Raw genomic sequence first — 26,775 nt, forward strand, 5'->3', positions numbered from 1 at the left:
ATAGTAACTCGCTGAGCGATGCAATTCAAAGATTGAACTGTTAAAAGTTAATAAGGAGCCTAAAGTTTGAATCTTGGTTTTAATTTAATAGATGTTATTTTCTGAGCGATTTAATATTCAGAATTAATAATTACGCATGAAAAAGAAAATAGCAGCACTGATTGGGGTTGTTTCCATATTCATTTTGGCATCTCAGTATGCCTGGGCCGATGTGCAAATGGCAGAAACATCCTCCTCTATTTTAGGGAGCTGGCTAAGTATTTTACCACCTCTTGTAGCCATCGCTATCGCTCTCATTTTCCGTCAGGTGTTGTTTGCTCTTTTCCTGGGTATTTGGATGGGGGCTTATTTGATAGGAGACCTTAGCTTTACCGGCATATTTAGCAGTTTCTTTTCTTCTCTTAGTGATTTTATAGTGCCCGGAGTATCTGATCCAGATCGGATGAGTATCGTCATATTTTCAATTTTGATTGGGGGAATGGTGGGTATCATTACCGATAATGGGGGAACCCGCGGTGTTATTAAAGCAATCACCCGCTTTGTGCGAACTAAAGTTCAGGGTCAGGTTGTCACTTCTTTGATGGGTTTCGTTGTATTCTTTGATGATTATGCCAACACCATGGTTGTTGGAAATACCATGCGTCCGCTCACCGATAAGCTTAGGATTTCGCGAGCCAAACTCGCTTACTTAGTCGATGCAACCGCAGCTCCAATTGCAACCATCGCTTTGGTAAGCACCTGGATTGGCGCTATGGTAGGATTTATTGCAACCGCAGAAAGTGAGATGGCCAACTTTAATGAAGCTGCTTATTCCGTATTTATAAATTCACTTCCGTACAATTTCTATGCGTTTTTCACCATCCTGTTCGTAATTCTGATTGCCTATTCAGGGCGCGATTTTGGAACTATGCTTAAAGCCCGAATTGATTTATATAAAGCAAAGCATGACCCAAAACTGGATAAATACAATCTGTACAAGGATAAGATAGAAGAAGATGAAGCTAAGAAGTCAGAGTCGCATTGGATGAATGCAGCACTGCCAATTCTGACTTTAGTACTGGGAACTATAATCGGTTTATTTGTAACGGGTGAAGGGAACAGCATCCAATCTATTGTTGAGACGGCGAACTCCTACAACGCTCTTTTATGGGGTTCATTGGCATCAGTAGTGGTGGCTATTATCATGACCCTTTCACAAAAACTATTGGATATCGAAAAGACTCTGGAAGGCATGATGAACGGAATGCACGTGATGTTTGACGGCGTGCTGATACTTGTGCTGGCTTGGGGGTTGAGTGATGTGACAGTAGCCTTAGGCACCGCCGATTATCTTGTTTCTGTATTTGGTGAAACGTTAAATCCTTACTGGATGCCTGCCATTGTGCTCGTGCTTTCAGCATTGACAGCCTTTGCAACCGGATCGAGTTGGGGAACCATGGGAATCTTGATGCCACTGGTAGTTCCTCTGGGATGGGAAATTGGAAATAACACTGGAGTACCGATGGAAATGACCCTTGAAATTATTTATGCCAGTGTGAGTGCGGTATTAGCAGGGTCGGTTTGGGGCGATCATTGCTCACCGATTTCAGATACCACTATATTAAGCTCTATCGCTACCCAATGTGATCATGTTGAGCATGTAAACACCCAACTTCCATATGCAATGATTGTAGGAGCCATTAGTATTCTAGCCATGATTGCAGCTATTGTTTTGAATATCTCCGTATGGATTATTTACCCGGTAGGTGTCGCCATAATCATAGGCATCATCTATAAGTTTGGTAAAATTCCGGATCCCGAAACCTATACACCGGAAGGAAAAGAACCTGCTATTACCAGCCTTGATGCTTAGTGACGATTATTAAATACATATCAATCCTTTTAATCGGGATATTATTTGTTGGATGTGATGCTTTTAAAAATGAGCAAAGTGTTCCTCAAGAATTGATCGGTGAGTGGAAATTAACGGGAACGGGTTATGGACCAAACCCAACCTATGAGGTAGATCCGAATCGTTCTTCAATGACCCTTTTTCTCTATAATGATAGAGTGATGTGGTATCAAGATGGGGAAATATGGACTAAATTCGGTACCACAGAAAAGAAAAAAGGCTGGCCTGAAGATTCTTTTTATATGAATTCTAAAAATAATAGTTTTTGTGATTTCAAAGCTGTGTTTAACCCAGAGACAAACACTTTAGGAATAATACCAGCAAACTGCCTTGATTTCCCTTCTCATTTTTTTCAGAAAAGCCCTGACTAAATCTCGAAATGTTGCTCACCCAAAACCTCGGAAGTGCCGGGCTCAAATCGCCGTTCGGTAAAGTCAATATTTCCTTCTTTATCAATCAGTAAAACGGTAGAACATCGGGAGCCATAGCTTTCAGTCTTGATAAAAATAGAAGAAACCGCTTTCTCTAATTCTTTTGGAATGCCGGTAACCGGAAGCTCTTCTTCCTCAGCCTTACGCTCATCAAGCAGAATCTTAAACAGATCTTCTTTCCCGAAATCTTCTTTTTTAATAACGTGCTCTAGCTGAGATTTGGCTGAGTCCAATTTGGGCCAGGAGGTATTGAGTAAGGCGTTACTGAGCCCGTGAATACCGGGCTCAATTCGGGTTACTTTTTTGTTTTGGTTTGAGTAATGATAGAATCCGTTTTCATCCCAGAGCAATAGGCTAAAACCATTATATTTTTCAGCTTTTTTAGAAATATCTCCAAGATAGTCCATCGCTGACTTCTCTCTTTTGAGGTAGTCTAATACCAACTCTCCCCGTGAAGGCGGGTCTTCTTTTTTGATGGAAGTATCGCGATAATTTGTAAGAGCACTCCACTTGCGGGAGGCTTCATGAACACCCAGCCAGGTTCCACCGGCTTCAAGATCCTTTCCGGCCAAAATATTTGGAAATCCTTCTTTCGTCCAGAACTCTGCTTTACGAGTTGGGCGCTCATAAAATTCATCCCGGTTGCCGGCTAAAATTAGCTCAAATTTCGGGTGAGACTTGTAGGCAAAGGTGATTAAGCACATAAAACTAACCAACGAGGTTTCTATATTTGCCTGAATCTAAGCATATTCACGAAACCTAATACAAGTTTTTCGTACAGTCACTCATGCAATCGAATAAGAAACTCTTTAGGGATGTAATTATACTGCTATTCGGAGTTATTGGAATAGCCACGTTTTTTTATTCATTCCCAATACACCATCCATTTACAATTTCGGAGATTAGCCAAACTAATGAGCAGGTTGAGCAAAAGGCTGATTCTGTATTTCAAAGCTGGCAGTACCAGACCTTTGACTATTATCCGTCAACTGAATTTGTCAGCTACAACGGTGCTATTGATTCTCTTCAAAAAAAGTGGGGCACACGTGAATTTAAGAAACAGCAAAGTGAGTCTGATTTCCTTCAAAATCTGCCCTTTTTAAAATGGGAAGTAAGTGAAGTAAATAACCAAACAGAGGATAACAGTCCGGAAGTAACCGTTGGATTAAGTCCGGCCGGCAAGGTTGTAAGTTTCTCAGCATCTAATGATTTAATTACTCGCCAACGCCCGTTCAATCGCTATGCGGTGCGAACTGTTTTTCAAAATCAAGTCCAAAACTATTCGCGGGGACTTGAAGATTCTTTGATTACCGGCCTTACTGATTATCAACACCTGGGCGACACCACGCCCACTAATTCACAGGCACTGGCTATCATTGATCGCCTTCGGGAACTGAGAGGGGCAGAGGATGAAGATGTTTATACCATGAATAACATCTGGAGCTTATCTGATTTTTATCTGAATAGAACTATTTGGAATTCGATCGATTTAGAACGGGATTCTGTAGAGCTTTTAGATGAGGGCGGGATCCGTTTTGCCAGAGCACATGCAAGTGTTTTTGATTCTTTATCCGGGGTGAAGGTCAGCCTGACTTTAGACTTGCTGCCGGCCGGCTCTATTAAGGAGCTCGATTACTCCATTAGTCCGGTAATTAAAGTAGGTGAAAGTAGAATCACTGAAGTACTCGAAAGTATTTCAATTTTTGTTGTTCTGATATTTGCGATCGGACTCCTGTTTGTTTTTTACCTGCGGATTAAGGCTCGCGCCATAGATACTAAACCGGCTATTATTATCGCGGTGTTGGCGGGCTTTATGGTACCCGGCTTTTGGCTCCTTCAGTTTATAGACGAAGTGAGCCTTATGAATGGGATAAGATCCGGTATGAGTATCTTCCAAGCTCTCATTACACTCGCTATTTCAGGAGCTATAAGTGCCATCGGCTTTTTTGTGATTACAGCAGTAAGTGATTCTATCACCCGCCAATATTGGCCTGAAAAACTTAAAACCTGGGACTTGGTTCGCCGGGGTATGTTAGTTAATAAGCCGGTTGGATGGGGTATTATCAATGCTGTTGCTATTGGGGGAATCCTGTTGGGCTTAATGTGCCTGTTCATGACGGTATTTCCGGAATCCTTTATATCTGCAAACACAGGCTTTATATCCGATTCGTATTTTTTACCATCTATTGCCAATCTTATGATAACCACCTGCTTTGTACTGGCAATTGTGGTTCCTATCTACTTAATACTTGGAAATCAGATAAAAGGATTGGTTGGACGAAATTGGATTATCCCAATTCTTAGTGCTGCACTTTTTGGGGTGATTGACATCCTTCCTTTTAGTATTGAGCCGGACATTCTGGATCGATCTATGCGGGCTATACTTGGTTTTACTCTTGGGTATTTCTACTTGAGATATGATTTCCTGACCATTGTTTTTGGAGCCTTTGTTTTTGTAAACTTTTTGACCACTTCCAAGGGCTGGGTCATTTCAGGTTCGCCTGATGCTAATACCTTTTATTTGTTCCTGTTGGTGTTAGTCACTTTTACAGCATCAGGAGTTTATTTTATACTGAAAGGGACGGAAAGAGATGAGCTCCCGGAATATATTCCCGAGTACATTGAGGATCAAGCCAAAGAACAGCGACTAAAGCAAGAACTCTCCATTGCACGTGTGGTTCAGCAAACATTCTTGCCATCAAAAATTCACCATTTACCGGGAATTGATATCGCAGGTGTTTGTATTCCGGCCCAGGAAACCGGTGGTGACTATTATGACATGATTTCTTTGGGAGAGCAGCGTACAGCTATCGCGATTGGTGATGTAAGCGGGAAAGGAATCCGGGCTGCTTTTTATATGACCTTCACCAAAGGAGTACTCCACAGTTTGAGTGCATTGATATTGTCACCGGTTGAGCTTTTAAATCAGCTGAACCGCCTTTTTTGTGAGAATGCCACAAGAGGTACCTTCATCACTATGATCTACGGAATACTGGAAGCTGACAAACGTCAGTTCACTTTTGCAAGGGCAGGTCACAACCCCATGCTTTTGGTCCGGGCTAATGGCGATACAGAATGGCTAAAGCCGAATGGCATCGGGATTGGTATAACCACCGGTGATGCTTTTTTAAAAAATACGCAGGAAGCTACACTGAAACTAAAAGAAGGCGATGTGATCATTCTATACACAGATGGAATCACAGAAATGCTGAATACAAGTAACCATTTTTATGGGGAAGAACGCCTTGAGAGATTAGTTAAAGGGGTCAGAAAAGCTTCATCTGAAAAAATACTGGAAATAATTACTGATGATGTGAATGAGTTCAAGGGCATTGCTACACAGCATGATGATATGACGCTCGTCATTATAAAAGCTGATGCCTCAGTAAATCAGTAATTTTTGTATTTTAGCCAGAGCTAAATATTCTGTTCAACACTATTAAAGCAGAATCGACTTTTAATATTTTTAAACTGATACCATTGCGAGAATCGATCAAAAATAACATGGGCTTAAGTCAGTCTGTGGAAGATTATCTTAAAGCCATTTACGTACTTCATACAGAGGGCGATAAAGCTACAACTACAAATATCGCCAATGCTCTGGACGTTTCTTCAGCATCGGTTACAAATATGTTGAAGCGCCTCGCAAAAATGAATCTGCTAGAATACGAGTCATACAAAGGAGCGAAGCTAACTTCAGCGGGGAACAAAATAGCTCTCGAAATTCTACGTCATCACCGGCTGCTGGAATTGTATCTGAAGGAAATTATGGGTTATTCCTGGGATGAAGTTCATGACGAAGCCGAGAAGCTGGAGCACCATATTTCCGAACAGTTTGAAGATCGAATTGCTGAATTATTGAACAACCCTACTTACGATCCACACGGTGATCCCATTCCCTCTAAAGATGGAGTGATGCCGCGAATGGCCCATCTTTCAATTTCCGAGGCGGAAGAAAATGTCCGTTATATCATTGGCCGGGTTAAAGATCAGGATCCGGAATTGTTGCGCTATCTTGAAAAAATAGGAGTGCTTCCTGGGGTAAAAATTGAGGTTACTGAAAAAGCTCCGTTTAACGGTCCGGTAAAAATTCGCTTAGAAAACGATATCGAACAAATGCTTGGGCAGGCTGTAGCCAGCGAAGTCTATTTGATTGAAGCCGAGAAGTAGCGAGCACCGGCTTGTTCATGTGGAAAACAAACAACTCGGAAATCGATCTATCGAAATTCGATCACTCGTAAATCAAATAATCTTGCCCTTCAAAATAAAAAACCCCATTCATAAATAAATATGAATGGGGGAAGCAACTGTGATGAGTGAGTGAGACTCCGGTTACGTTTCCACAGAAGCTTTTTCAGTTTTCGTTTCTTCATCAATCATCGAAACCGGAATATATTTCTTGAATTGCTGCTTGGCATTTTCCCAGTCAGACAAGATATATCCTGTTTTTGTTGATTGTGTTTCTTTGTGATAGTCTTCAAGAATTGCTTTAAGCTTCTGCTCATCCTGACTACTCAACTTCACAGCACCAATGTATTCCTTGTTAATTTTTGATCCCGGTTCTTCATAAAGGAATAACTCTCCTCCGGTCATCCCGGCACCGATGTTATTGGAGGTACCTCCTAAAATGACCACAGTCCCGTTTGTCATATATTCACAGGCATGGAGTCCGGTTCCTTCCACAACGGCCGTACAGCCACTGTTTCGGACCGCAAAACGGTCTCCAGCTTGTCCATGCACATAAAATGTTCCGCCGGTTGCACCATACAGAGCACAGTTACCAATTATCGCATTTTCACTGGGCTCGTACCTGGCTTCTTTGGGTGGTACAATCACGGTTCTGCCACCCGACATGGATTTACATACGGAGTCATTGGCCTCGCCGATTAATCGAAGATTTACTCCTCCAACTTGAAATACACCAAAGCTTTGTCCGGCGCTTCCTTTAAATGTAAGGGATATAGTTTTGTTGTAAGGATTCTTGAATTCCTTGCCTTCTTTAATCTCTTTAAGGCGTTGTTTATTCATTTTCCGTGAAAGCTCACCGAATAATGTAGCAAGGGCCGACCGGTCGGTGTTATAAATCTCATACTCACCCGTGAAGTCCTCATTGTTTTCAATAGCATTTTGGGTATCTGATACTAAGGTCACATTTAATGAACTTACCGGATCAGATAATCCCTCTAAATCACTTTCCTTAGTGTAGGAAGGGGCATTTAGGAAATAACTCAGGTCGAAATTTTTCTCCTTAATAAGCTCAGCTCGATCCGGATGCATTTGCAGATATTGAGTTTGCCCAAACACTTCGTCCAGAGAAGAAGCTCCAATTTTTGAAAGCTCTCGGCGAACATCTTCGGCCAGATACTTAAGGGTGTCAACTACATGATCTTTATGACCTTTATACTTGTCTTTGAATTTCTGATCGTGAGTAGCAATACCTGTCGGGCAGGTGTTCTTCTCACAAATGCGGGCCATGATACAGCCTTCAGCTATAAGCAGGAGCTTGCCAAAATCAAATTCCTCAGCTCCTAAAATGGTCCCCAATACAATATCTTTTCCACACGACATTCCGCCATCTGTTCTGAGTATAACATGATCACGTAGGTCATTTTCTACCAATGACTGATGAACTTCAGGCAGTCCAATTTCCCATGGCAGCCCGGCATGCTTCATCGAACTCAACGATGCCGCTCCGGTTCCCCCTTCGCCACCGGAAACCTGAATGATATCGGCTCCGGCTTTAGCAACACCAACGGCAATGGTTCCGATGTTAACTCCGGAAACTAATTTCACACTGACTTTTCCGCCGGGGTGAAGTTGCTTGAGGTCGTGAATAAGCTGCTTTAAATCCTCAATACTATAAATGTCATGCAAAGGAGGAGGAGAAATGAGGTCAAACCCCGGATTTGCAAAACGAGCACGGGCAATATCTTCAGTCACTTTGATGCCCATTAGCTGCCCGCCTTCACCAGGCTTGGCTCCCTGGCAGACTTTAATCTGAATCTCATCACCAGCTATTAAATACTCTGCATTAACCCCAAAACGTCCGGATGCAATCTGCTTAACAGAAGCAGAAATTCCTTCCTTGAAGTAATAAGGGTTTTCACCACCCTCGCCGCTATTGCAGCGTCCTCCGATTTCTTTCATCGCGAGGAAAATATCTCGCTGTGCTTCTGCACTGATGGCTCCAAACGACATCGCACCTGATCCAAATCGCTGAAGAATATGGTCGATGGAATCCATTTTATCCAGCTCTAAAGAAGTGTCGGATTTCTTGGTATCCAGAAGATGGCGCAATGCAACCGGTTCATCATCATGCCCGGCTTTAAGGTATTCGTCGAAGAGCTTCATATCTGTTAAGTCGAGCTCTTTGTCACGAACTAATTCATGAATAGCTTTTGATCGTGAACTCGTCATGGAGTGTTTTTCCCCCATTTTACCACGAGCATGTTCTTTATACTGATAGGTTTTCAGCGGCTTCATTTCACTTAAATCTTCGCCATCTAAGTGTTTGGTGCGTTCGAGAATCAGTTCGCCAATTTGATCGAGTGTAATTCCTCCGATCGGACTTTGAATGCCTGGAAAGAAATCTTTGATCACTTTTTTGTCTAAACCAACGGCTGAAAACAGCTTGGCACTTTGATAACTCCGAACAACAGAGATACCGCATTTCGCCATAATCTTTAACAGTCCCTGTTCCAGCGCATGCAGCAGATTCTTCTCTTTGGTGTCAGAATCTAAGTCTTTAAGTGCGCGATTGTCATCATTTCGGGCAACGTCCAGAGCCATATAAGGACAAACTGCATAAGCTCCGAATCCAATAATGGCTGCTGCATGATGAGTGTTTTTCACCTCTCCGGAATCAATGACTACAGAGGCATTCAGCCGCAACCCTTCGTCATTTAAATTATTGACGACGGCTCTAAGCGCTAAAAGGGATGGAATGGCAGGATATTCATAGGAAGCATCCCGATCACTTAGAATAATGATGCTGTGTCCTTTTTCGGCAGCTTTAACCGCTTCATCGGCTATTTCTTTCAGTTTTGCTTTGAAACCCACGACACCATGAGTTCTTTTAAAAGTCATGGATAAACGGACAGGTACAATTCGTTCTTGAGTCAGGTCTCCACCAAGCAAAGAGGTTAAATGATCCATTTGTGAAAGACTCAGAAATGGACTTTTTAGCAGAAATGCCGGTGCCGGGGGAATCAATTCCTTCGGCTCAAATATATTTGGCTTCTTGCCGAGGTGTGTTTCCAAATCCGTCACCACTTGCTCGCGGATATAATCTAACGGTGGATTTGTAACCTGTGAAAAGTTCTGGTAGAAATGGTCAAAGAAGGAACGCGGTTCGGTTGAAAGAACAGCGAGTCGGGCGGTATCTCCCATAGAACCAACGGGCTCTTTACCCTCTGAAGCCATTGGATAAATCACTTTCTTTAGCTCTTCATCGGTATAGCTGAAAATGGGAAGTTTTTCTAAGTAGGATTCCTTCTGTTCGCCTACTGTTTCAGGAATAGGGATGAGCCGGGCATCAAATTTAGCATCTTTGTTTTCGCGGGAATGACTTGGATCACGGAAGTGAACTTCTCCTGAACTCAAATCCAGAGTAACTCCGCGGCCAGCAAATAAGGTTCCTTTAGCATCAATAATAGACTGATCAATTTCAAAAGTACCTGCTTCAGAGGAAAGGTAGAAATGATCCTCGGTTCGGGCCCACCGGGCAGGGCGGAATCCATTTCGATCAAGGCGGGCGCCGATGGTATATCCATTTGCGTATGAGATGAAAGCCGGGCCGTCCCAAGGTTCCATTGCTCGGCTCCAGAATTTGTAAAACTCGTTATTCAGATTAGCAGGCGGAACCATCAACGCTAAAATATCCTCAACGTTTGGAACTCCACTTCTATAGCGCATAGCTTCAACCATTTCGTTGAAGCTGCCGGAGTCACTGATTCCTTTGCGGGTTAGAAGCTCATATTTTTCAGCTCCAATCATTTTTTCGCGGGATTTAGCCCATGACCGGTTTCCGGCTATCGTATTAATTTCACCATTATGGCCAATCAATCGAAAGGGCTGAACTTTGTCCCAGGATGTACGCGTGTTGGTACTAAAGCGACGGTGGAATAAGGTAAAGCGAGTTTTGTATTTCGGGTTCTTTAAATCCGGATAGAATTCTTCCAGAGCTTCTGCCTTACAAAGTCCTTTATAAACGATAGTCTTAGCAGAAAGAGAGGTGAAAAATAATGCCCCTTCCAGTTTCTGGGCGTACAGCTTTGATTTGGTGAGCTGCTTAGCTTGGTATAACAGTTTATCAAAAGAGAGATCAGTACGGGATCTTTCAGGTCGCTCAATTACAACCTGCTTAATAACAGGAAGCATGACTTTCGCCTCCTTGCCAAGTACATCGGTATTGACAGGGACATCGCGGTACTCAAGTATTTTCAACCCAAAGAAGTCAAACGTTTTTTCAAAGATGCTCAGTCCTTTAGTCTGCTTAACAGCATCGTTCGTCAAGAAAAGAGTAGCAATGGCTACGGTGTCTTTTTCGTAGCCAAACATATCGAATGGGATATCCGTCATGATACCGGCACCGTCACCTGTAACTCCATCGGCGCCACAAGCCCCGCGGTGTTCTACACATTTTAGTGCATGCAAGCCACTCTTTAAATGCTCGTTTGCAAATACTCCTTTTCTGCTGGCTATAAAACCCACACCACATGCGGATTTTTCTTCTCCAGTGTAACTTAAATTTATTCGGTTCATGATAGTTTGTTCTTCGATGGTTAGGCGAGATGAGAACACACAAAAAGCACAATTTTTAGCATTTTGTCAAATTTAGGAAGGTGTAAAAATCTGTTTTTAAAGTTATTTAAAGTGTGATTTTGGTTAAATTCAGATACTTGGACAAGGTGAATTTAACGCTTAATCATTATTGAGGAGTTAGAAAAGCGCTTACAAGAGAAAGATCGATACAACCTAAATTATTTAGGTTAATGGAGAAATAAATTTATTTGTTTCAGGAATGGGTGGTAGAAAAAACGGCGTTTTAAAGAAATAACACCTAATAAAGGTAAGGCTCTCAAATTATTCAATGTATCGGACTTCGATATCAGCAGCCCGCATCTGCTTCTTTAGCTCACGGATCTCAATTTCTTTAAAGTGGAAAATGCTTGCAGCTAATACAGCATCAGCATTGCCACTTTTTACAGCATCAACACAGTGCTGAATAGTACCTGCACCGCCACTTGCAATAACAGGAATATTAACGAGGCTGTTTATCTTGGAGAGGATGTCGATATCGAAGCCGCTCTTTGTGCCATCACGGTCCATGCTGGTGAGAAGAATTTCTCCGGCACCTCGTTCTTCTACTTCCAGCATCCATTCGATAGCATCAAGGCCGGTATCTTCAGTTCCGCCTTTCACATAAACATTCCAGCTTGAGCCATTTCTTTTGGCGTCAACAGCTGCAACAATTGCCTGTGCCCCAAAAGCTGCAGATGCTTGATTAATCAGGTCTGGATTTTTGACAATACTGCTGTTCAGAGAAACTTTATCGGCGCCTGATTTAAGTAACTCTTCAATTTCATCCACCGCTTTAATTCCGCCACCTACTGTAAAGGGTATATTGATTTCAGCGGCAATTCTCTTGACGAGTTGAACGAGCGTTTTACGTTTTTCGAGCGTAGCTGTGATGTCAAGGAATACGAGTTCATCGGCTCCCTCATCGCTGTATCTTTTAGCTAATTCAACGGGGTCACCGGCATCACGAAGTCCTTCAAAATTTACACCTTTAACAGTACGCCCGTTTTTAATATCCAGGCAGGGGATAATTCTTTTAGTGAGCATATAATAATTTAGCTATTGAAGAGACCTTAAATGTTAACTCTTTAAATAATTTTAGCTACTTATAATATAGAAAATAATCAGTAATGGATTTTTGAATGCCTGCAAAAAATAGTTTTTAATTGTGCATTAAGTCAGAAATAATTAGCTCTGATTCTTAGTTTAGAAATATGAAATACAGAATCACTCCCTTAGATCAATCAGCAAAAGAGATTGTAGCTCACGTCATTCAAAGCGATCAGTCTCAGCTGCTAATTCCGCCAAGATTTAAAGACCTTGAAATGAATATCCCTTCTTTAAAAAAGACAGAAAAGCATATTGGGCTATTTTCAAGCGGGACAACAGGGACACCGAAGTGTATCTGGAATTCGTTAGAGCGTTTAAAGCGGAATGCATTATTTACGGCCGATGTATTTTTGGTTAAGCCCAAGCATAAATTACTGATCTTAGCCGCTCCCTGGCATGTGGCTGGACTAAGCTGGGCGTTAATGGCCGAACAGTTAGGGTGTGAGTATGAATTCATCACCACAAAAAAAGGAGATGCTGAAAACTGGCTTGAAGCTGTAAAAGAAATAAAGCCGGATTTCTTACTTACCGTACCGGCTGTACTAAGAGCTTTATATAAGGAGGATTGGTTCGTGCCCAACATTGTATTTGGAGGCTATTCGGTTGAACCGGAAGATTTCGAGTCCCTAACAACACACTGTGAAACCATGATTCAGGGATATGGACAAACTGAAGCGGGCGGATTGATTGCTGCTCGTAGCTGGGGCAGTTCGGAAAATATTGGAGAATTGGATCATTTATGCTGTGGGAAACCTATTGAGGGGGTACATTTGAGGTGTGAAGGAAGTGCAGAAGAACCGACCCAAATTTTCATCCAGTCAAAAACGGCATTCACACCAAAAGAGTACCATTCTGGTGATTTGGGATTTAAAGATGGTAATGAAAACATATATATTTTGGGGAGAGCTGAAAAAGAAGTCAGAGAAAAATAGTGAGTAATTTATTTACTCAGTTAGCATTTTGAAGCCGAATCAAACTTGAGGAGAAACATGAGAGCCAAGTATTTAATCACTTTTATCGCAGCAATACTAATAGCAAGTGTCTGGGGATGTACTTCCAATGTATCGGGACCGGACTTGAATGGTGAGTTGCCTCGAAGCTTGTCAACTTCTGAACAAGAGCTTGTTGAAAATGGTCGTTCATTTGCATTCGATGTTTTTAAAAATACGGTTGCAGCAGATAGTGCCGAGAATATTTTTATTTCTCCACTTAGTATTTCAGTAGCACTTGGGATGACCATGAATGGTGCAAATGGAGAAACCTACAATCAAATGCGGAATACCCTGAATTTTGAAGGGTTATCTCAGGATGAAATTAATGCCGGTTACCAAAGTTTGATAAGGCTGCTTGTTGATGCAGATCCGAAAGTGAAAATGCAAATTGCTAATTCTGTTTGGAGTAAAAAGGGGTTTGCAGTGGATAAGGAGTTCACTAATCAACTTGAAGAATATTTTGATGCACAAGTTAGTGAATTGGATTTCAATGACCCTGAATCGGCTAAGATCATCAACGACTGGGTTTCAGGAAATACCAATGGATTGATTGAAAAAATTATTGAAGGAAGAATCCCTAAGAATTTAGTGATGTACCTGATCAATGCCATTTACTTCCAGGGTGACTGGATGAATAAGTTCGATAAAGACGACACAGAAGAAAAAGCATTTAGCTTGGAAGAAGGGGGAGAGAAAATGGTTGATATGATGTCTCAGAAACATACTTTCAACAGTTACTCTGATGATGTAGTGGAGCTAATAGATCTTCCATATGGGGATAGTCTTTACACAATGACCGTCATGATGCCAGCTGATTCAGATAAGGCTTTGTCAGAATTTATTGCTCAGGATTTAACCAGACAAAATTTCGATAATTGGATAGGGCAGGTCAGAAATAGGAATATGATTCTAGAGCTACCCAGGTTTGAAATGGAATATGAAATCAAGATGAATGATATCTTGATTTCAATGGGAATGGAAGATTTATTTAGCTCAGGTGAGGCTGATCTTAGCGGTATAAATGCTGATGTGCAGTTGTTTGTAAATGAAGTGAAGCATAAAACTTTCGTATCTGTAGATGAAAAAGGAACCGAAGCTGCTGCTGTAACTTCTGTTGGTGTGTTTGTAACTTCAGTACCTCCATCTTTCAGAGCTGACCGACCATTTGTATTCTTAATCAGAGAGCATAATAGCGATGCTATCCTATTTATGGGCAAAGTTAATAACCCGGAAAGCTAAATAAGCTCAGGAATTAAAGCGCACCATCTGCTCTAAAGAGATGCGGTTTTCGTAGTAGGCTTTTCCAACTACAACCGCATCCATCTGCGCCTGCTTCAGTTCCTCTAAATCTTGGACTTCAGCAACTCCACCCGAAGCAATGAGCTTGATTTCCGGAAATTCAGATTTCAGCTTTTTATAGAGCTCAACATTCGGTCCGGATAGCGTCCCGTCTTTGGAAATATCTGTACACAATACTTCTTGCAAGCCATGCTCAATCATGCGGCTCAGAAAAGACTCTACTGATTCCTCAGCTGTTTCCAGCCAACCAGAGTAGGCAATTTTTCCGTCTTTCAAATCCATTCCTATAATCATTTGTTTAGGAAATTGTTTGAGTGATTTCAGCCAATCTTCTTCATTCTTAATGGCCATGGAGCTACAGATCACTTTAGAAAGTCCTGCATCCAGCAACATCTCCACATCTTCAAACTTCCGAATACCACCGCCGGTTTGTACCGAAATTTCAAGCTCTTCAATAATTTCTTTTATATAGGGAAGGTTGATGAATTTGCCTTCTTTGGCTCCGTTTAAGTCCACTACGTGAATATGTTCAAAACCGGCGTTCTTAAACTCACGGGCCTGTTCCAGAGGGGAATCATTATAGACGGTAACTTCTTCGTAAGAACCTTTATGAAGGCGAACAGCTTGTCCATTCAGAAGATCGATAGCGGGAATTGTAAGCATAGAATATTTTTTTGATCCAAAGGTAGGGCTTCAGCAACTTCTTTTCTTAAAACATTCCGTTTTCGTGGGCGAATTTGTCGGGCATAGTTTGTAGGACATCCCAATGTTCTACAATCTTTCCTTCTTCATCAAAGCGAAAAATGTCCATAGTTACATAATCATGTTCATCAGTAGGCCACTCCTGAAACGTGTGAAGCACTACCAGGTTTTCTTCAGCAATAGCTTTCTTAACGTGAACTTTTTTCCCGGGATAATCTTGGGCCATTTTCTCGAAATATTTGATAAAGCCTTCCTTCCCGTCTTCTACATGGGGATTATGTTGTATGTATTCTGCCCCTGTGTATTTTTCGATAGCTCCACGGGGATCATTCTCATTAAACATCTGCTCATAAAATGCGATTGCATTCTCTTTGTTTTTCTGAAGGTTATTTGTGCCCATAAAGACTTTTACGTTTAGCGTTGAAGGTTTTCTCTAAGGATTCTTGAAAAAGTTAGTGATTGCATTAGCCGTTCTTTTCGGCTGGTTAGATAGTGCTCTTTTTGAGGCTTCCGGAATCAATACGAATTCTATTTATCAAAATAAATGATAGAAAAAAAGCAAAATGAGCGGATTCCAATTCACGTCGCGTATGTACTTATGAATGGTGGGGAGAAATATAAAGCCTGCCAGATATCGTAATTATTAACAAAACGAAAAAGGATGAATAGAACAGATACGAGCAATAAATATACATTCAACGAGAGGAATCAGGGAGAGCAAAATTTTAAACCCGGCTTAGCCTTAATCACGATTTTTAGTTTGCTATTTTTTGTGATGGGTACATTCCAGGCAAAGGCACAAAGTGGAAGCCTTAGCTTAGATGGAGATGCTGATTATGCCACTGCTGGTGATAGCCCAGCTTTGGATATCGCGGGCACAAGCATAACCCTGGAAACATGGGTTAAACATGATGGAAATAGTGATGAAGATGCTTTTCTAATTAATAAAGCCATAAGTGGAGATGGGTATCGCTTGCAGCTGTATGGAGAGGGGGATGAAACCTATGTACGGTTTGTAGTTGGCGATGTAATCAATAACGGTCCGGCCGTTTTTTCGGAAACGGGAGTTCCTGCTAACCGATGGACTCATGTTGCAGCAACCTATGACGGGCAATTTCTGAAAATATTTATCAATGGTGAACTGGATGCTACGTCACAGGAGACACGGACTATTGATGCCAATGATGCCAGTTTGACGTTGGGAGTGAATCCCGCACTCACCGGTAATTTTTTAAGTGGTGAAATGGATGGCGTTCGTATTTGGAATACCGTTCGATCAGCAACCGAAATTGCAGACTTTTATCTCGAAGAATTATCAGGAAGTGAAACAGGATTAGCTGCTTTATATCAATTTTCTACCGCAAGCGGCAGTTCAGTTAGTGATTTAGCTGGATCAAACACTCTTACGCTTAGTGGTGACAATGCAACGCTTTTAAGTCCGGGTGCTTCAACCATCGCTCCTGATTTATATACAACTAACGGTAATGTATCAGTAACCTTGACGTGGGATGAAAGGCTGGGTCCAAATAATGAAAATGCTGCTTCTTCTTTTGAAATTTATCGAGCAAAAGTTCCTGATGAAGGTAGTTTTTCTTATCAAAATATTGGAACAGTAAGTGCGCCTAATAATACTTATACAGACGATAAGGCGGCTAATGGTGAAACCTACTATTACCAAGTTACTGCCGTTGATGGTTCTGGAAATGAAAGTGATCCTTCTCACTTCGTAGCAGCTACACCATTTCAAACTATGGGGGGCGGGAGTCTTAATCTTACAAAAAACGCATATGGTATTGTTTCGGATCGTCCTTCACTGGATATTATTGAAACCTCCGTATCCGTACATGCATGGGTAAAGCATGATGGGCAAAGTGATGAAAATGCTGTGATCGTTGCTAAAGGCTCTACCGGAGACGGATATTTGCTTCGATTTGACGGAGAAGGACAGGCTCCTAATGTAGCTTTCGCTGTTGGAGATGTGATAAATGGAGGGCCAACCATTGTTTCTAATTCCAGTATCCCTGCCAATCAGTGGACGCACGTTGCCGCTACCTATGATGGAAGCGATCTGAAGATTTATGTTAATGGACAACTGGACAAAACCGAGCCAGAAACAAGAACGATTGATGGCAACGATTTTGACCTGTTTATAGGTGCAGATGCCGCCGCCTCTGATCAGTTTTTCAGTGGTAGGATTGATGAACTTGGTATTTGGAGCATTACTCTGCCACGTCAGGAGATAGAAAGCAGCTTCAATAAAGAGTTCACCGGAAATGAAGAAGGGCTCGAACTGTATTATCGATTTGACGATAGTGGCAACTCGTTTGTTCGAAGCATGGATACTTATCATACCGACATGGAGTTAACTCCTGTGAATGGCTCAATAAATGTAGCTTCTCCCGGTGTATTTCCGGTTGCTCCATATAGCTTTGCATTAGGTGCTGAGACATCAGCTGATGTTGAGCTTGTAGACCGAGAACCAACTATTCCAGGTCAGCACAACGTGTATCGCTCATCACAGCAATCGCTGTCTGACAGAGCCGAGGTTACTACTTTGTCTCAAGGAGTGACAACATCAACAGAAGTCGGTTTGCAGCCTGAAAAAAGTTATTACTATCAGGTTACTGCAATTAATGCAGATGGACAAGAAAGTGATTACAGTCATCCTACGCCAATAAGAGCATCTTCTTATGAAGCAGGAAACGCACTAAAACTGGATGGCGATCTCGACTATGTGAGATTTGATGATCGAAATTCTTTGGACGGTTACGAACAGCTGTACGTTAATTTTGATGAAACGATGACGGTAGAAGCCTGGGTAAATCACGACGGCAATAGCGACGAAAATGCCGTTATCCTTCAAAAAGGAGCGAATAGTGATGGATATATGCTCCGCCTAGAAGGAACCGGAAGCTCGGTAGCAGCCTCATTCACCGTGGGCGATATCACCAATGGTGGACCTCGGGTTACCACCAATTCCAGCATCCCGGCTAATCAATGGACGCATATAGCGGCTACCTATGATGGAACCGATTTAAAAATATTTGTAAACGGTTCCCTTGATGCCACGGATTCTGAAACCAGAAGCATTGACGCCAACACCCATCCCTTTTTAATTGGAGCAACGAATGCGCTTGATGGTAATTTCTATAGTGGTGAGCTGGACGAAATCCGGGTATGGAATGTGGCAAGATCCGAATCCGAAATTTCGGATAATTACTATAAAGAATTGAATGGTAATCACGACGACCTGATTGCCTATTTCCGGTTTGATGAAAATCAGGATGAAGGTGAAACAGCAGCCTCAGATATCACCTACAGTTCAGCCCGACGAGCAATGAGCGGAGACTTAAACGGGGATGCTACCTTTGTGAATTCAAATGCACTAAGCAGTCAGCCCGTTGTTTCAAATCCTCTTCCCGAAATTACCCTGGATGAAGATTTTGGAACCTATGTAGCGGCCGATCTGGATACCGTATTTCAGGATGAAGACACCCCAAATTTAAGCTACTCGATTACAGTGCCATGCCACATCGTAGAAGCTGAAATTCAGAGTGATACAAGTTTAGTATTCACTTCATTGGAAAATATATTTGGGACAGATACACTTACCATTCGGGCTACTGATGGTGCTTCATCCATCGAGCAATCCTTCCTCGTTCATGTAGAATCTGTGAATGATGTACCGGAATTAGCCGGATTTGAAAACAATCTTCAGGTACCTATTGAAGGAGAGTATACCGCAGATATGTATGCACGCACAGCCGATGTAGAATCTGCCGATAGTGCACTTACCTTCAACTTTGCGGTTGATACCAGTGGTATAAACGTTGATTTTGATGGACAGATACTAACGCTTTCTCCAAATGGTGACTTTGATGGTTCAGGTACACTGGATATTGAAGTGACTGATGAAGCAGGAGAAACAACATCGTTATCTGTTGGGATAGAGATGGTATTAGGTACGGATATTGTGAATGAATCCGGAGTACCGGAAGAATTCAGTTTGGCAAATAACTATCCAAACCCATTCAACCCAACTACTAAAATAGAGTACGCACTACCCGAAGCTGCCGATGTTCGCTTAACGGTATTCAATTCCATTGGTCAGGAAGTGGCCAACTTGGTAAATAGCAGGAAATCAGCCGGAAAACATCGCGTTGATTTTGATGCCTCACAACTTCCAAGTGGAATGTACATCTATCGTATAAAGGCAGGCGAATTTGAACAAACCAGAAAAATGACTCTTATCAAGTAAACACCTTTTAGCTAACCTAACACAAAGCGTCTGCCATTATTGGTAGGCGCTTTTTTATTGGAAGTTATTAATTACGTGTTCTTCAGGAACACTGGTTCGGTTGGTGATGTTTAGCACGGAGTTGTAAGAAGTATCATATCACAAAAAACGAATATCAAATGCCCAATAAGTCTCACATTCAGTTAAACGACCTGACCAAAAGTTATCAGGAGGGAGATAAGCTACGCTCCGTACTGGATGAATTAAATCTATCTGTGGAAGAAGGAGAGATGATCGTCCTGCTTGGCCGTTCCGGCTCAGGAAAAAGTACACTGCTGAACATGATAAGCGGGATTGATAAACCGGATCACGGCGAAGTTATAATAGGGGGAACCAATCTGGCGGCTCTGGATGAAAAGAACCGAACCCTATTTCGTAGAAAAAATATTGGTTTTGTATTTCAGTCCTTCAATCTCATTTCAACACTTACAGCTCATGAAAATGTATTGCTTCCACTGAAACTGAAAGGGGTTACGGATGATGAGACACTCAATAAAGCCCAGCAATTTTTAGAAAAAGTGAGTTTGGGCGATCGCGGAGACAGTTATCCGGATCGACTCTCTGGCGGAGAGCAACAGCGCGTAGCTATAGCCCGGGCTTTGGCACACGAACCGATGCTTATTCTTGCTGATGAACCAACCGGGAATCTCGATTACGAAACCGGCCGACAAATTTTAGATATCCTCAACGATCTGGTGCGTGAAAACGGACGTACAATGATAATTGCTACGCACGACCGTGACATTTGTAAAATAGCTGACCGGGTCGTAGAACTGCGCGGCGGCAAGTTGAAAGAAGTTAAAGATCTAGCTGAAGCCGTTAAATGATGAGCAATCCTAAAGATTCAAATTTACTCTGGCTTTCCAGTTTACGATTTTTGATGCGCCACCCCTGGCATTTTGCACTCTCAATTTTGGGAGTAGCACTGGGTGTAGCCGTTGTCGTTTCCATTGACTTATCAAATAGCAGTGCCAAGAAAGCATTTTCTCTTTCAACAGAAGCTGTAACCGGAAAAGCAACGCACCAAATCCAAGGCGCTGCTGAAAGCCTGGATGAAGAGACCTATCGGCAAGTAAGGTTAGATGCCAAAGTTCGAAAGTCAGCACCGGTGGTTGAAGGCTATGCAAGACTACAGGGAGTAAACCGGACATTTCAGGTTTTAGGGGTTGATCCCATTGCTGAAGCACCGTTTCGTGACTTTGCCAGTCAGGAAGCAGGTATTGAGCTTTCAGAATTTATGAGCGGTGAAAATACCGGGCTGGTTTCTGAGATGGTAGCTGAAGAATTGAGTGTAGAAATTGGCGATACCCTTTCGCTTTCGGTGGGAGGACGAGAGTTCAGTCTTCGCCTTATCGGACTTATAGAAGCTACAGATGACCGTAGTGAGCAAGCTTTGGAGTCTTTATTAGTGGTTGATATTAGCACCGCTCAGCGACTTTTTGATATGCAAGGAGCACTGACTCGTATCGACTTAATATTGCCATCTGATTCCGAAGAGTCACTCAAAAAGACAATCAATTCAGTACTACCTGACGGTGCAGCAATAGTTCGATCCGAATCTAGGACGGAAACGGTTGAGCAGATGACTCGGGCTTTCGAGTTCAATCTGCAAGCCCTCAGTATGTTGGCATTGTTGGTCGGAATGTTTTTGATTTACAACACGATGACCTTTTCAGTAGTACAGCGCCGTCCGTTAATTGGTCGGCTGCGAGCGCTGGGTGTCACCCGAAATGAAATTCTGGCCACCGTTCTAAAAGAAGCAGTTTTGATTGGGTTTTTAGGAACTGTAATCGGAATTGTAGCCGGGATATTCTTAGCTCAGGTTTTGGTGAAGCTAGTAACACAGTCCATTAACGATCTGTATTTCGTTCTCTCCGTTCAAGAACTTTCTATTGATCTATTTTCACTAGGAAAAGGAGCCGTGTTAGGAATGGGAGCAACTTTGATAGCCGCTTTCTGGCCGGCAAGAGAAGCTTCACAGGCAGAAGTCTCAACTGTGCTTCGCCGATCTTCCAATGAATCTAAAATCACCGAACGAATTGTTCCGCTTTCATTGCTTGGGTTTTTGGTTGCTTTAGCTGGCATCTGCGTATTATTGATTCCAGGGGGAGGAATTGCAGCAGGATATTCATCCCTGTTATTTATGATTGTTGGTTTCTCACTTGTCATTCCACTAGTCATTGTGGGGATGGCAAAAGTATTGCGTCCAGTTTTAGGAAAAATAAGCGGATTGATTGGTAAAATGGCGGTTCGTGGAGTAGTCACTGAACTTAGCCGAACATCCGTAGCTATAGCCGCTTTGGTAGTTGCAGTTGCGGCCACGGTTGGTGTTGGGGTGATGGTAGACAGTTTCAGAACAACCGTTGTTTCCTGGCTGGAATCTCAGCTACAGGCTGATATTTATGTGCAGCCCCCAAGTTCCGTAGCCCGAAAAGCAGATGCGACACTGGAACCCATGCTCGTAGATCTGCTTCGTGAAACAGAAGGCGTAGCTGATGCCAGCACGGTTCGAAGTGTAGATGTAAGAACCAATAAGGGCACCGATAATTTAGTAGCAATCAATCAGGGGCAAGCGGCGAAACAAGCCTATCAATTAAAAGCTGGTTCCGAAAATTTTTGGCAGCGCTACACCAGTGAATCCATATTGATGGTTTCTGAAGTGTACGCCTATCGCAATAATGTGGCTTTGGGCGATACCCTAACCATCGAAACTGATGCAGGAAACGCGCCATTCGTAATACAAGCCATCAACTTTGACTATGCCTCCGATATCGGAACCATTACAATGAGCAGGCAGGTATATGATCAGTTTTTTGATGATGATGCCATTTCCGGATTGGCTCTGTATGCTGCGGAAGGAGTTGAAGTAGAGCAGTTGGTAGAACAGCTTCGTGAACAATCAGCTGGAATGCAGGAAGTGTTTATCCGGTCTAACAAAGGACTTCGGGAAGCTTCCATTGAGATTTTTGACCGTACTTTTACCGTAACCATTGTGCTGAGGATGCTGGCAATCTTGGTTGCCTTTATTGGAGTATTGTCTGCATTGATGGCGCTTCAGCTTGAGAGGTCACGTGAGCTGGCAGTTCTCAGAGCAAACGGTATGACGCCGGGGCAACTTTGGAATTATGTAGTCACTCAAACCGGAGTAATGGGTGTGATGGCCGGATTGCTTTCGGTTCCGCTTGGTATTTTGATGGCTTACATTTTGGTATATGTCATCAACCTACGGTCATTTGGCTGGACGCTGCAGTTTATGATTTCAACCGAAGTATTATTGCAGGCCGTTGGGTTGGCGATTCTTGCAGCTTTGCTTGCGGGACTTTATCCATCCTGGAAAATGTCTAAAGCCAATCCCGCCGATGCACTTAGAAATGATTAAAGAGCTGAACACAGATTAGGTAGATTTAGCAGATAATCATGAATATTTAAGTAAAATTTTCTGATTTGACCACAAAATCTGTTTTATCGTAGGGGCAATTCATGAATTGCCCCTACGATAAAATGTCGATGACGAATTCTTATAAAACGCTATGAAAAAAATTATTTGGGCCATCATTGGAATTTTTATCCTGATTGGGATGGGATATGGACTATGGCAAACTTTTGAAAACGAATCTGAAATCTCTGCATCGGTCTCAGTGGCAGAAGCGATGGGAGGAGGAAGCAGTGAGGGCTATTTGAGTGTGACTGGTCCTAGGGAATTTGTATTTCCAGATGATCATGGCCCTCATCCTGGTTACAGAACCGAGTGGTGGTATTATACCGGTAATGTATATACAGAAGAAGGCCGGCAGTTTGGTTATCAGTTTACCATTTTCAGAAGTCAACTCAATCCGCCGGATAGTGGGGAAGTAGGAACAGCTCAAGGTACGGACTGGAACACGGATCAACTTTATTTGGGTCACTTTGCGATTTCAGACGTGCAGGAAGAAAATCATGTTTTTGATGAGCGATACAGTCGCGGAGCGGCAGGTTTAGCCGGCGCTCAGGTAGAGCCATATGAGATTTGGCTTGAAGATTGGTCCATTGAACGCATCAATACAAACAATTCCGATGACAAAAATTTCCCCGTTCGGCTTTCAGGAACCATGGAGGACGGTTCAGCTATCAATTTTGTAGTTACTCCAGCTAAGCCACTTACTTTACAGGGGGAAGAGGGATTCGATAAAAAAGGCCCGGAAGAAGGAAATGCCTCATACTATTTATCATTCACTAGAATGGACACCGAAGGAACCGTCACGCTGGATGGAGAAGAGTTTGAAGTGAGCGGACAAAGCTGGATGGATCACGAATGGAGTACATCAGCACTGGATCGAGAACAGGAAGGCTGGGATTGGTTTTCATTACAGCTCTCAAACGGTTACGATTTAATGTATTATCAGCTTAGGAATAGAGATGGTTCCGTGAGTGAATTCACGGTGGGTTCTTTAATTGGGCCTAATGGCGAAAAGACCACCATCACCCCAGAAAATGTGACTTTGGAAGTGCAGGACCGCTGGGAAAGTCCCCATAGTGGAGCAAATTATCCCTCAAAATGGGTCATGGGAATTCCGGGCCAAAATGTACGCCTGGAATTAGCTACACTTTTTGATGATCAGGAAATGGATGTTTCGGTTCGGTATTATGAGGGAACGCTAAAAGTGGGCGGTACTATGAATGGGGAAGAAATTGGGGGTCAGGGGTTTATTGAAATGACGGGTTATGATGAGTAGACTTTAATGACCAATGACCAATGACCAATGACCAATGACCAATGACCAAAGTTTGGGATGCTAACTGCGAAGGATCTGCAAGATGTAGAATAAGACCAGATCATTAGTGCAGGCTTGTGAAGATTCTTCGGAGGTATCCTCGAAATGACGGTTGTTTTATTAACCACACATTAATTTTTTGAAAACGCATTGTTTGGGTGTCATAAAATGGTGAACTTCATACCCGAAAAAGCATACAGATATAAAATGGCTGATATTAAAACACTGACGCAAAAAGATTACGAGTTTCTGATTGAATTGGAAGAACTGCTTTACGATCGAAAAAACGAGATGCCTTCCGGTTCGTATACTACTTCTATGTATAAAAAAGGGATCGATAAGATCGCTCAAAAAGTAGGAGAAGAAGCTGTTGAAACGGTAATCGCATCAAAGAATAAGAAGAATAAAGAGACGATTAACGAAGCAGCTGACCTGATTTTCCACTTGATGCTCCTTCTAGCCGAGAAAGAGATTCCACTTCATAAAGTGATCAAGAAACTCCGTAAACGCCATGATCATGGCTCGCATAAGCATATTGGTGAATGATATTCGTTATTGATATGTCGTTAATCGTATGAGACAGTGGTTGAATACCAATGGCGATTAACGAAATACGAAATCAAATAACGAAATTTTAACAGCTCCTGCCTTCTTTGTATCTTTATTGTTTAAAGTGAGACGCACCTATACCCCTACATGAATAATATTCGAAATTTTTGCATCATTGCCCATATTGACCATGGGAAATCTACACTAGCCGACCGCCTGCTTCAGATAACGGGTTCCATTAGCGAACGCGAAATGCAAGAGCAGGTTTTGGACGACATGGATTTGGAACGTGAACGAGGCATCACTATAAAAAGTCATGCCATACGCATGGACTATCAGCGTCCCAATGGCGATAAATACACCTTCAATTTAATTGATACTCCGGGCCACGTAGATTTCGCCTATGAAGTTTCGCGTGCCCTTAAAGCTTGTGAAGGAGCCATTCTTGTGGTTGATGCCGCTCAGGGAATTGAAGCCCAAACGCTGTCAAATTTGTATCAGGCTATTGAGCAGGATCTTGAAATCATTCCGGTATTGAATAAGATTGACCTTCCTGGTGCAGAACCAGAAGAAGTTGGACAGCAAATTGTAGATTTAATTGGGTGTGACCATGAAGATATTTTGCATGTTTCAGGTAAAACCGGGGAAGGCGTTGATAAACTTCTCGAAGCAATTGTAGAACGGGTGCCAGGCCCTAAGAGAGAAGATGACAAACCATTACGAGCCCTGATTTTTGACTCTATTTTTAATACTTACAGAGGCTCTATCGCTTACGTGCGTGTGATGGAAGGTACGCTAACGAAAGGCGACCTCTTTAAATTTATGGCCAATAAGAAGGAATATAACGCAGAAGAAATTGGCTACCTGAAAATCGAGAAGGAGCCTACAGAAGTGCTTCGTGCCGGTGATGTAGGTTATGTAGTTGGTAGTGTGAAGTCGCTGCAAGATGTCCGTGTAGGTGATACCATCACGAAAGTAAAAAACGCGGCTACCGAACCTATCCCCGGTTATCAAGAAGCAAAGCCGATGGTGTTTAGTGGAATTTTCCCTACTGATGCTGACGATTTTGAAGATCTCCGATCAGCGCTTGAAAAACTTCAGCTGAATGATGCTTCTCTGAGTTATGAGCCTGAAACTTCCAAAGCACTTGGTTTTGGTTTCCGTGCCGGGTTCCTGGGACTCCTGCACATGGAAATTGTTCAGGAACGTCTCGACCGTGAATTTGATATCGACATTATCACCACGGTTCCTAACGTTCAGTATGAAGTGAAACTGGAAGATAGTGGCAAGATTATTGAAGTAGATAACCCAAGCCAGATGCCGGAAGTTGCCGACATCGATGCTATTTATGAGCCATACATCAAAGCAAGTATTATAACACCTGCAGATTATATTGGTCCGGTAATGAAATTATGCCAGGATCGAAGAGGTATTTATGTAAATCAGCTCTTCATGCAAAATAATCGCGTCGAAATTACGTATGAATTGCCAATGGCTGAGGTTGTTTTTGATTTCTACGACCGTTTAAAATCCGGAACACGCGGATATGCCTCTTTGGATTACGAATTCATCGAATTCAGAAAAGGCGACTTGGTCCGTTTAGATATAGTGCTAAATGGCGATCAGGTAGATGCGCTGTCTAGTATCACCCACCGTGACAAGGCTTATTACCTTGGGCGTAAAGTTTGTGGAAAATTAAAGGAACTTATTCCTCAGCAGCAGTTTGAAGTAGCTGTACAGGCGGCTATCGGAAGTCGGATTATTGCCCGTGATACCGTTCGCGCGATGCGTAAAGATGTAACCGCGAAATGTTATGGTGGTGATATCTCCCGTAAACGTAAGCTGCTTGAAAAACAGAAAGAAGGTAAAAAACGAATGAAACAGGTAGGTACGGTTGAAATACCTCAGGAAGCATTCCTTGCCGTTCTATCTATGGATGAAGACGACAGATAAA

General features: G+C 42.5%; 17 protein-coding genes. 12 read left to right on the forward strand and 5 right to left on the reverse strand.

Annotated features, from left to right (window positions below):
* Positions 1 to 136 precede the first annotated feature (136 nt).
* Together CL667_06030 and CL667_06035 are read left to right on the forward strand one after the other, a co-directional pair.
* Complete coding sequence (locus tag CL667_06030) at positions 137 to 1,852, forward strand: sodium:proton antiporter (protein MAL17250.1); 1,716 nt, start codon at positions 137 to 139, stop codon at positions 1,850 to 1,852.
* Positions 1,852 to 2,262, forward strand: a complete 411-nt coding sequence (locus tag CL667_06035) for a hypothetical protein (protein MAL17251.1) — start codon at positions 1,852 to 1,854, stop codon at positions 2,260 to 2,262. Before CL667_06030 ends, CL667_06035 begins: the two co-directional genes overlap by 1 nt.
* On the opposite strand, the gene CL667_06040 is transcribed toward CL667_06035, so the two are convergent.
* Positions 2,259 to 3,026: a hypothetical protein gene (locus CL667_06040; protein ID MAL17252.1), complete on the reverse strand. Its 768-nt coding sequence runs from the start codon at positions 3,024 to 3,026 to the stop codon at positions 2,259 to 2,261. The genes CL667_06035 and CL667_06040 overlap by 4 nt on opposite strands.
* Before the next feature lie 83 nt (positions 3,027 to 3,109).
* Here CL667_06040 and CL667_06045 point away from each other — a divergent pair, with 83 nt between their 5' ends.
* Together CL667_06045 and CL667_06050 are read left to right on the forward strand one after the other, a co-directional pair.
* Positions 3,110 to 5,719 carry a hypothetical protein gene (locus CL667_06045; protein ID MAL17253.1) on the forward strand — a complete coding sequence of 870 codons (2,610 nt, stop codon included), beginning with the start codon at positions 3,110 to 3,112 and terminating at the stop codon, positions 5,717 to 5,719.
* 107 nt (positions 5,720 to 5,826) lie between these two features.
* Positions 5,827 to 6,492, forward strand: coding sequence for a DtxR family transcriptional regulator (locus CL667_06050; protein MAL17254.1), 666 nt, complete (start codon positions 5,827 to 5,829; stop codon positions 6,490 to 6,492).
* A gap of 162 nt (positions 6,493 to 6,654) precedes the next feature.
* Here CL667_06050 and CL667_06055 read toward each other — a convergent pair whose 3' ends face one another.
* Both CL667_06055 and CL667_06060 read right to left on the reverse strand, forming a co-directional pair.
* Positions 6,655 to 11,085 (reverse strand): glutamate synthase large subunit, encoded by a 4,431-nt coding sequence (locus CL667_06055; GenBank protein MAL17255.1) that lies wholly within the window; start codon positions 11,083 to 11,085, stop codon positions 6,655 to 6,657.
* Between the two features lie 321 nt (positions 11,086 to 11,406).
* A complete protein-coding gene (locus tag CL667_06060; protein MAL17256.1) occupies positions 11,407 to 12,168 on the reverse strand; it encodes an imidazole glycerol phosphate synthase subunit HisF in 762 nt (253 codons plus the stop codon).
* A gap of 167 nt (positions 12,169 to 12,335) precedes the next feature.
* Here CL667_06060 and CL667_06065 point away from each other — a divergent pair, with 167 nt between their 5' ends.
* Both CL667_06065 and CL667_06070 read left to right on the forward strand, forming a co-directional pair.
* Positions 12,336 to 13,163 (forward strand): hypothetical protein, encoded by an 828-nt coding sequence (locus tag CL667_06065; GenBank protein MAL17257.1) that lies wholly within the window; start codon positions 12,336 to 12,338, stop codon positions 13,161 to 13,163.
* 57 nt (positions 13,164 to 13,220) lie between these two features.
* The gene (locus CL667_06070; protein MAL17258.1) at positions 13,221 to 14,462 is read left to right on the forward strand and encodes a hypothetical protein; all 1,242 of its coding nucleotides are present in this window, start codon (positions 13,221 to 13,223) and stop codon (positions 14,460 to 14,462) included.
* A gap of 6 nt (positions 14,463 to 14,468) precedes the next feature.
* Here CL667_06070 and hisA read toward each other — a convergent pair whose 3' ends face one another.
* Together hisA and CL667_06080 are read right to left on the reverse strand one after the other, a co-directional pair.
* Positions 14,469 to 15,185 (reverse strand): 1-(5-phosphoribosyl)-5-[(5-phosphoribosylamino)methylideneamino]imidazole-4-carboxamide isomerase, encoded by a 717-nt coding sequence (gene hisA / locus CL667_06075; protein ID MAL17259.1) that lies wholly within the window; start codon positions 15,183 to 15,185, stop codon positions 14,469 to 14,471.
* 46 nt (positions 15,186 to 15,231) lie between these two features.
* Positions 15,232 to 15,624 carry a hypothetical protein gene (locus CL667_06080; protein ID MAL17260.1) on the reverse strand — a complete coding sequence of 131 codons (393 nt, stop codon included), beginning with the start codon at positions 15,622 to 15,624 and terminating at the stop codon, positions 15,232 to 15,234.
* Between the two features lie 261 nt (positions 15,625 to 15,885).
* On the opposite strand from CL667_06080, the gene CL667_06085 reads away from it, so the two are divergent.
* The 6 genes from CL667_06085 (at position 15,886) to CL667_06110 (ending at position 26,774) form a co-directional block, all read left to right on the forward strand.
* Complete coding sequence (locus CL667_06085; GenBank protein ID MAL17261.1) at positions 15,886 to 19,482, forward strand: hypothetical protein; 3,597 nt, start codon at positions 15,886 to 15,888, stop codon at positions 19,480 to 19,482.
* 158 nt (positions 19,483 to 19,640) lie between these two features.
* The gene (locus CL667_06090; protein ID MAL17262.1) at positions 19,641 to 20,348 is read left to right on the forward strand and encodes an ABC transporter ATP-binding protein; all 708 of its coding nucleotides are present in this window, start codon (positions 19,641 to 19,643) and stop codon (positions 20,346 to 20,348) included.
* Complete coding sequence (locus CL667_06095) at positions 20,348 to 22,900, forward strand: permease (GenBank protein MAL17263.1); 2,553 nt, start codon at positions 20,348 to 20,350, stop codon at positions 22,898 to 22,900. The genes CL667_06090 and CL667_06095 overlap by 1 nt, the downstream gene beginning before the upstream one ends.
* Positions 22,901 to 23,051: 151 nt before the next feature.
* Complete coding sequence (locus CL667_06100; protein ID MAL17264.1) at positions 23,052 to 24,233, forward strand: carotenoid 1,2-hydratase; 1,182 nt, start codon at positions 23,052 to 23,054, stop codon at positions 24,231 to 24,233.
* Positions 24,234 to 24,479: 246 nt separating this feature from the next.
* On the forward strand, positions 24,480 to 24,818 hold the full coding sequence (gene hisE, locus CL667_06105; protein MAL17265.1) for a phosphoribosyl-ATP diphosphatase: 339 nt from the start codon (positions 24,480 to 24,482) through the stop codon (positions 24,816 to 24,818).
* A 150-nt stretch (positions 24,819 to 24,968) separates the two neighbouring features.
* Positions 24,969 to 26,774 (forward strand): elongation factor 4, encoded by a 1,806-nt coding sequence (locus CL667_06110; protein MAL17266.1) that lies wholly within the window; start codon positions 24,969 to 24,971, stop codon positions 26,772 to 26,774.
* Position 26,775: the final 1 nt, after the last annotated feature.

This window comes from Balneola sp. (assembly GCA_002694685.1).
GTDB lineage: Bacteria > Bacteroidota > Rhodothermia > Balneolales > Balneolaceae > Gracilimonas.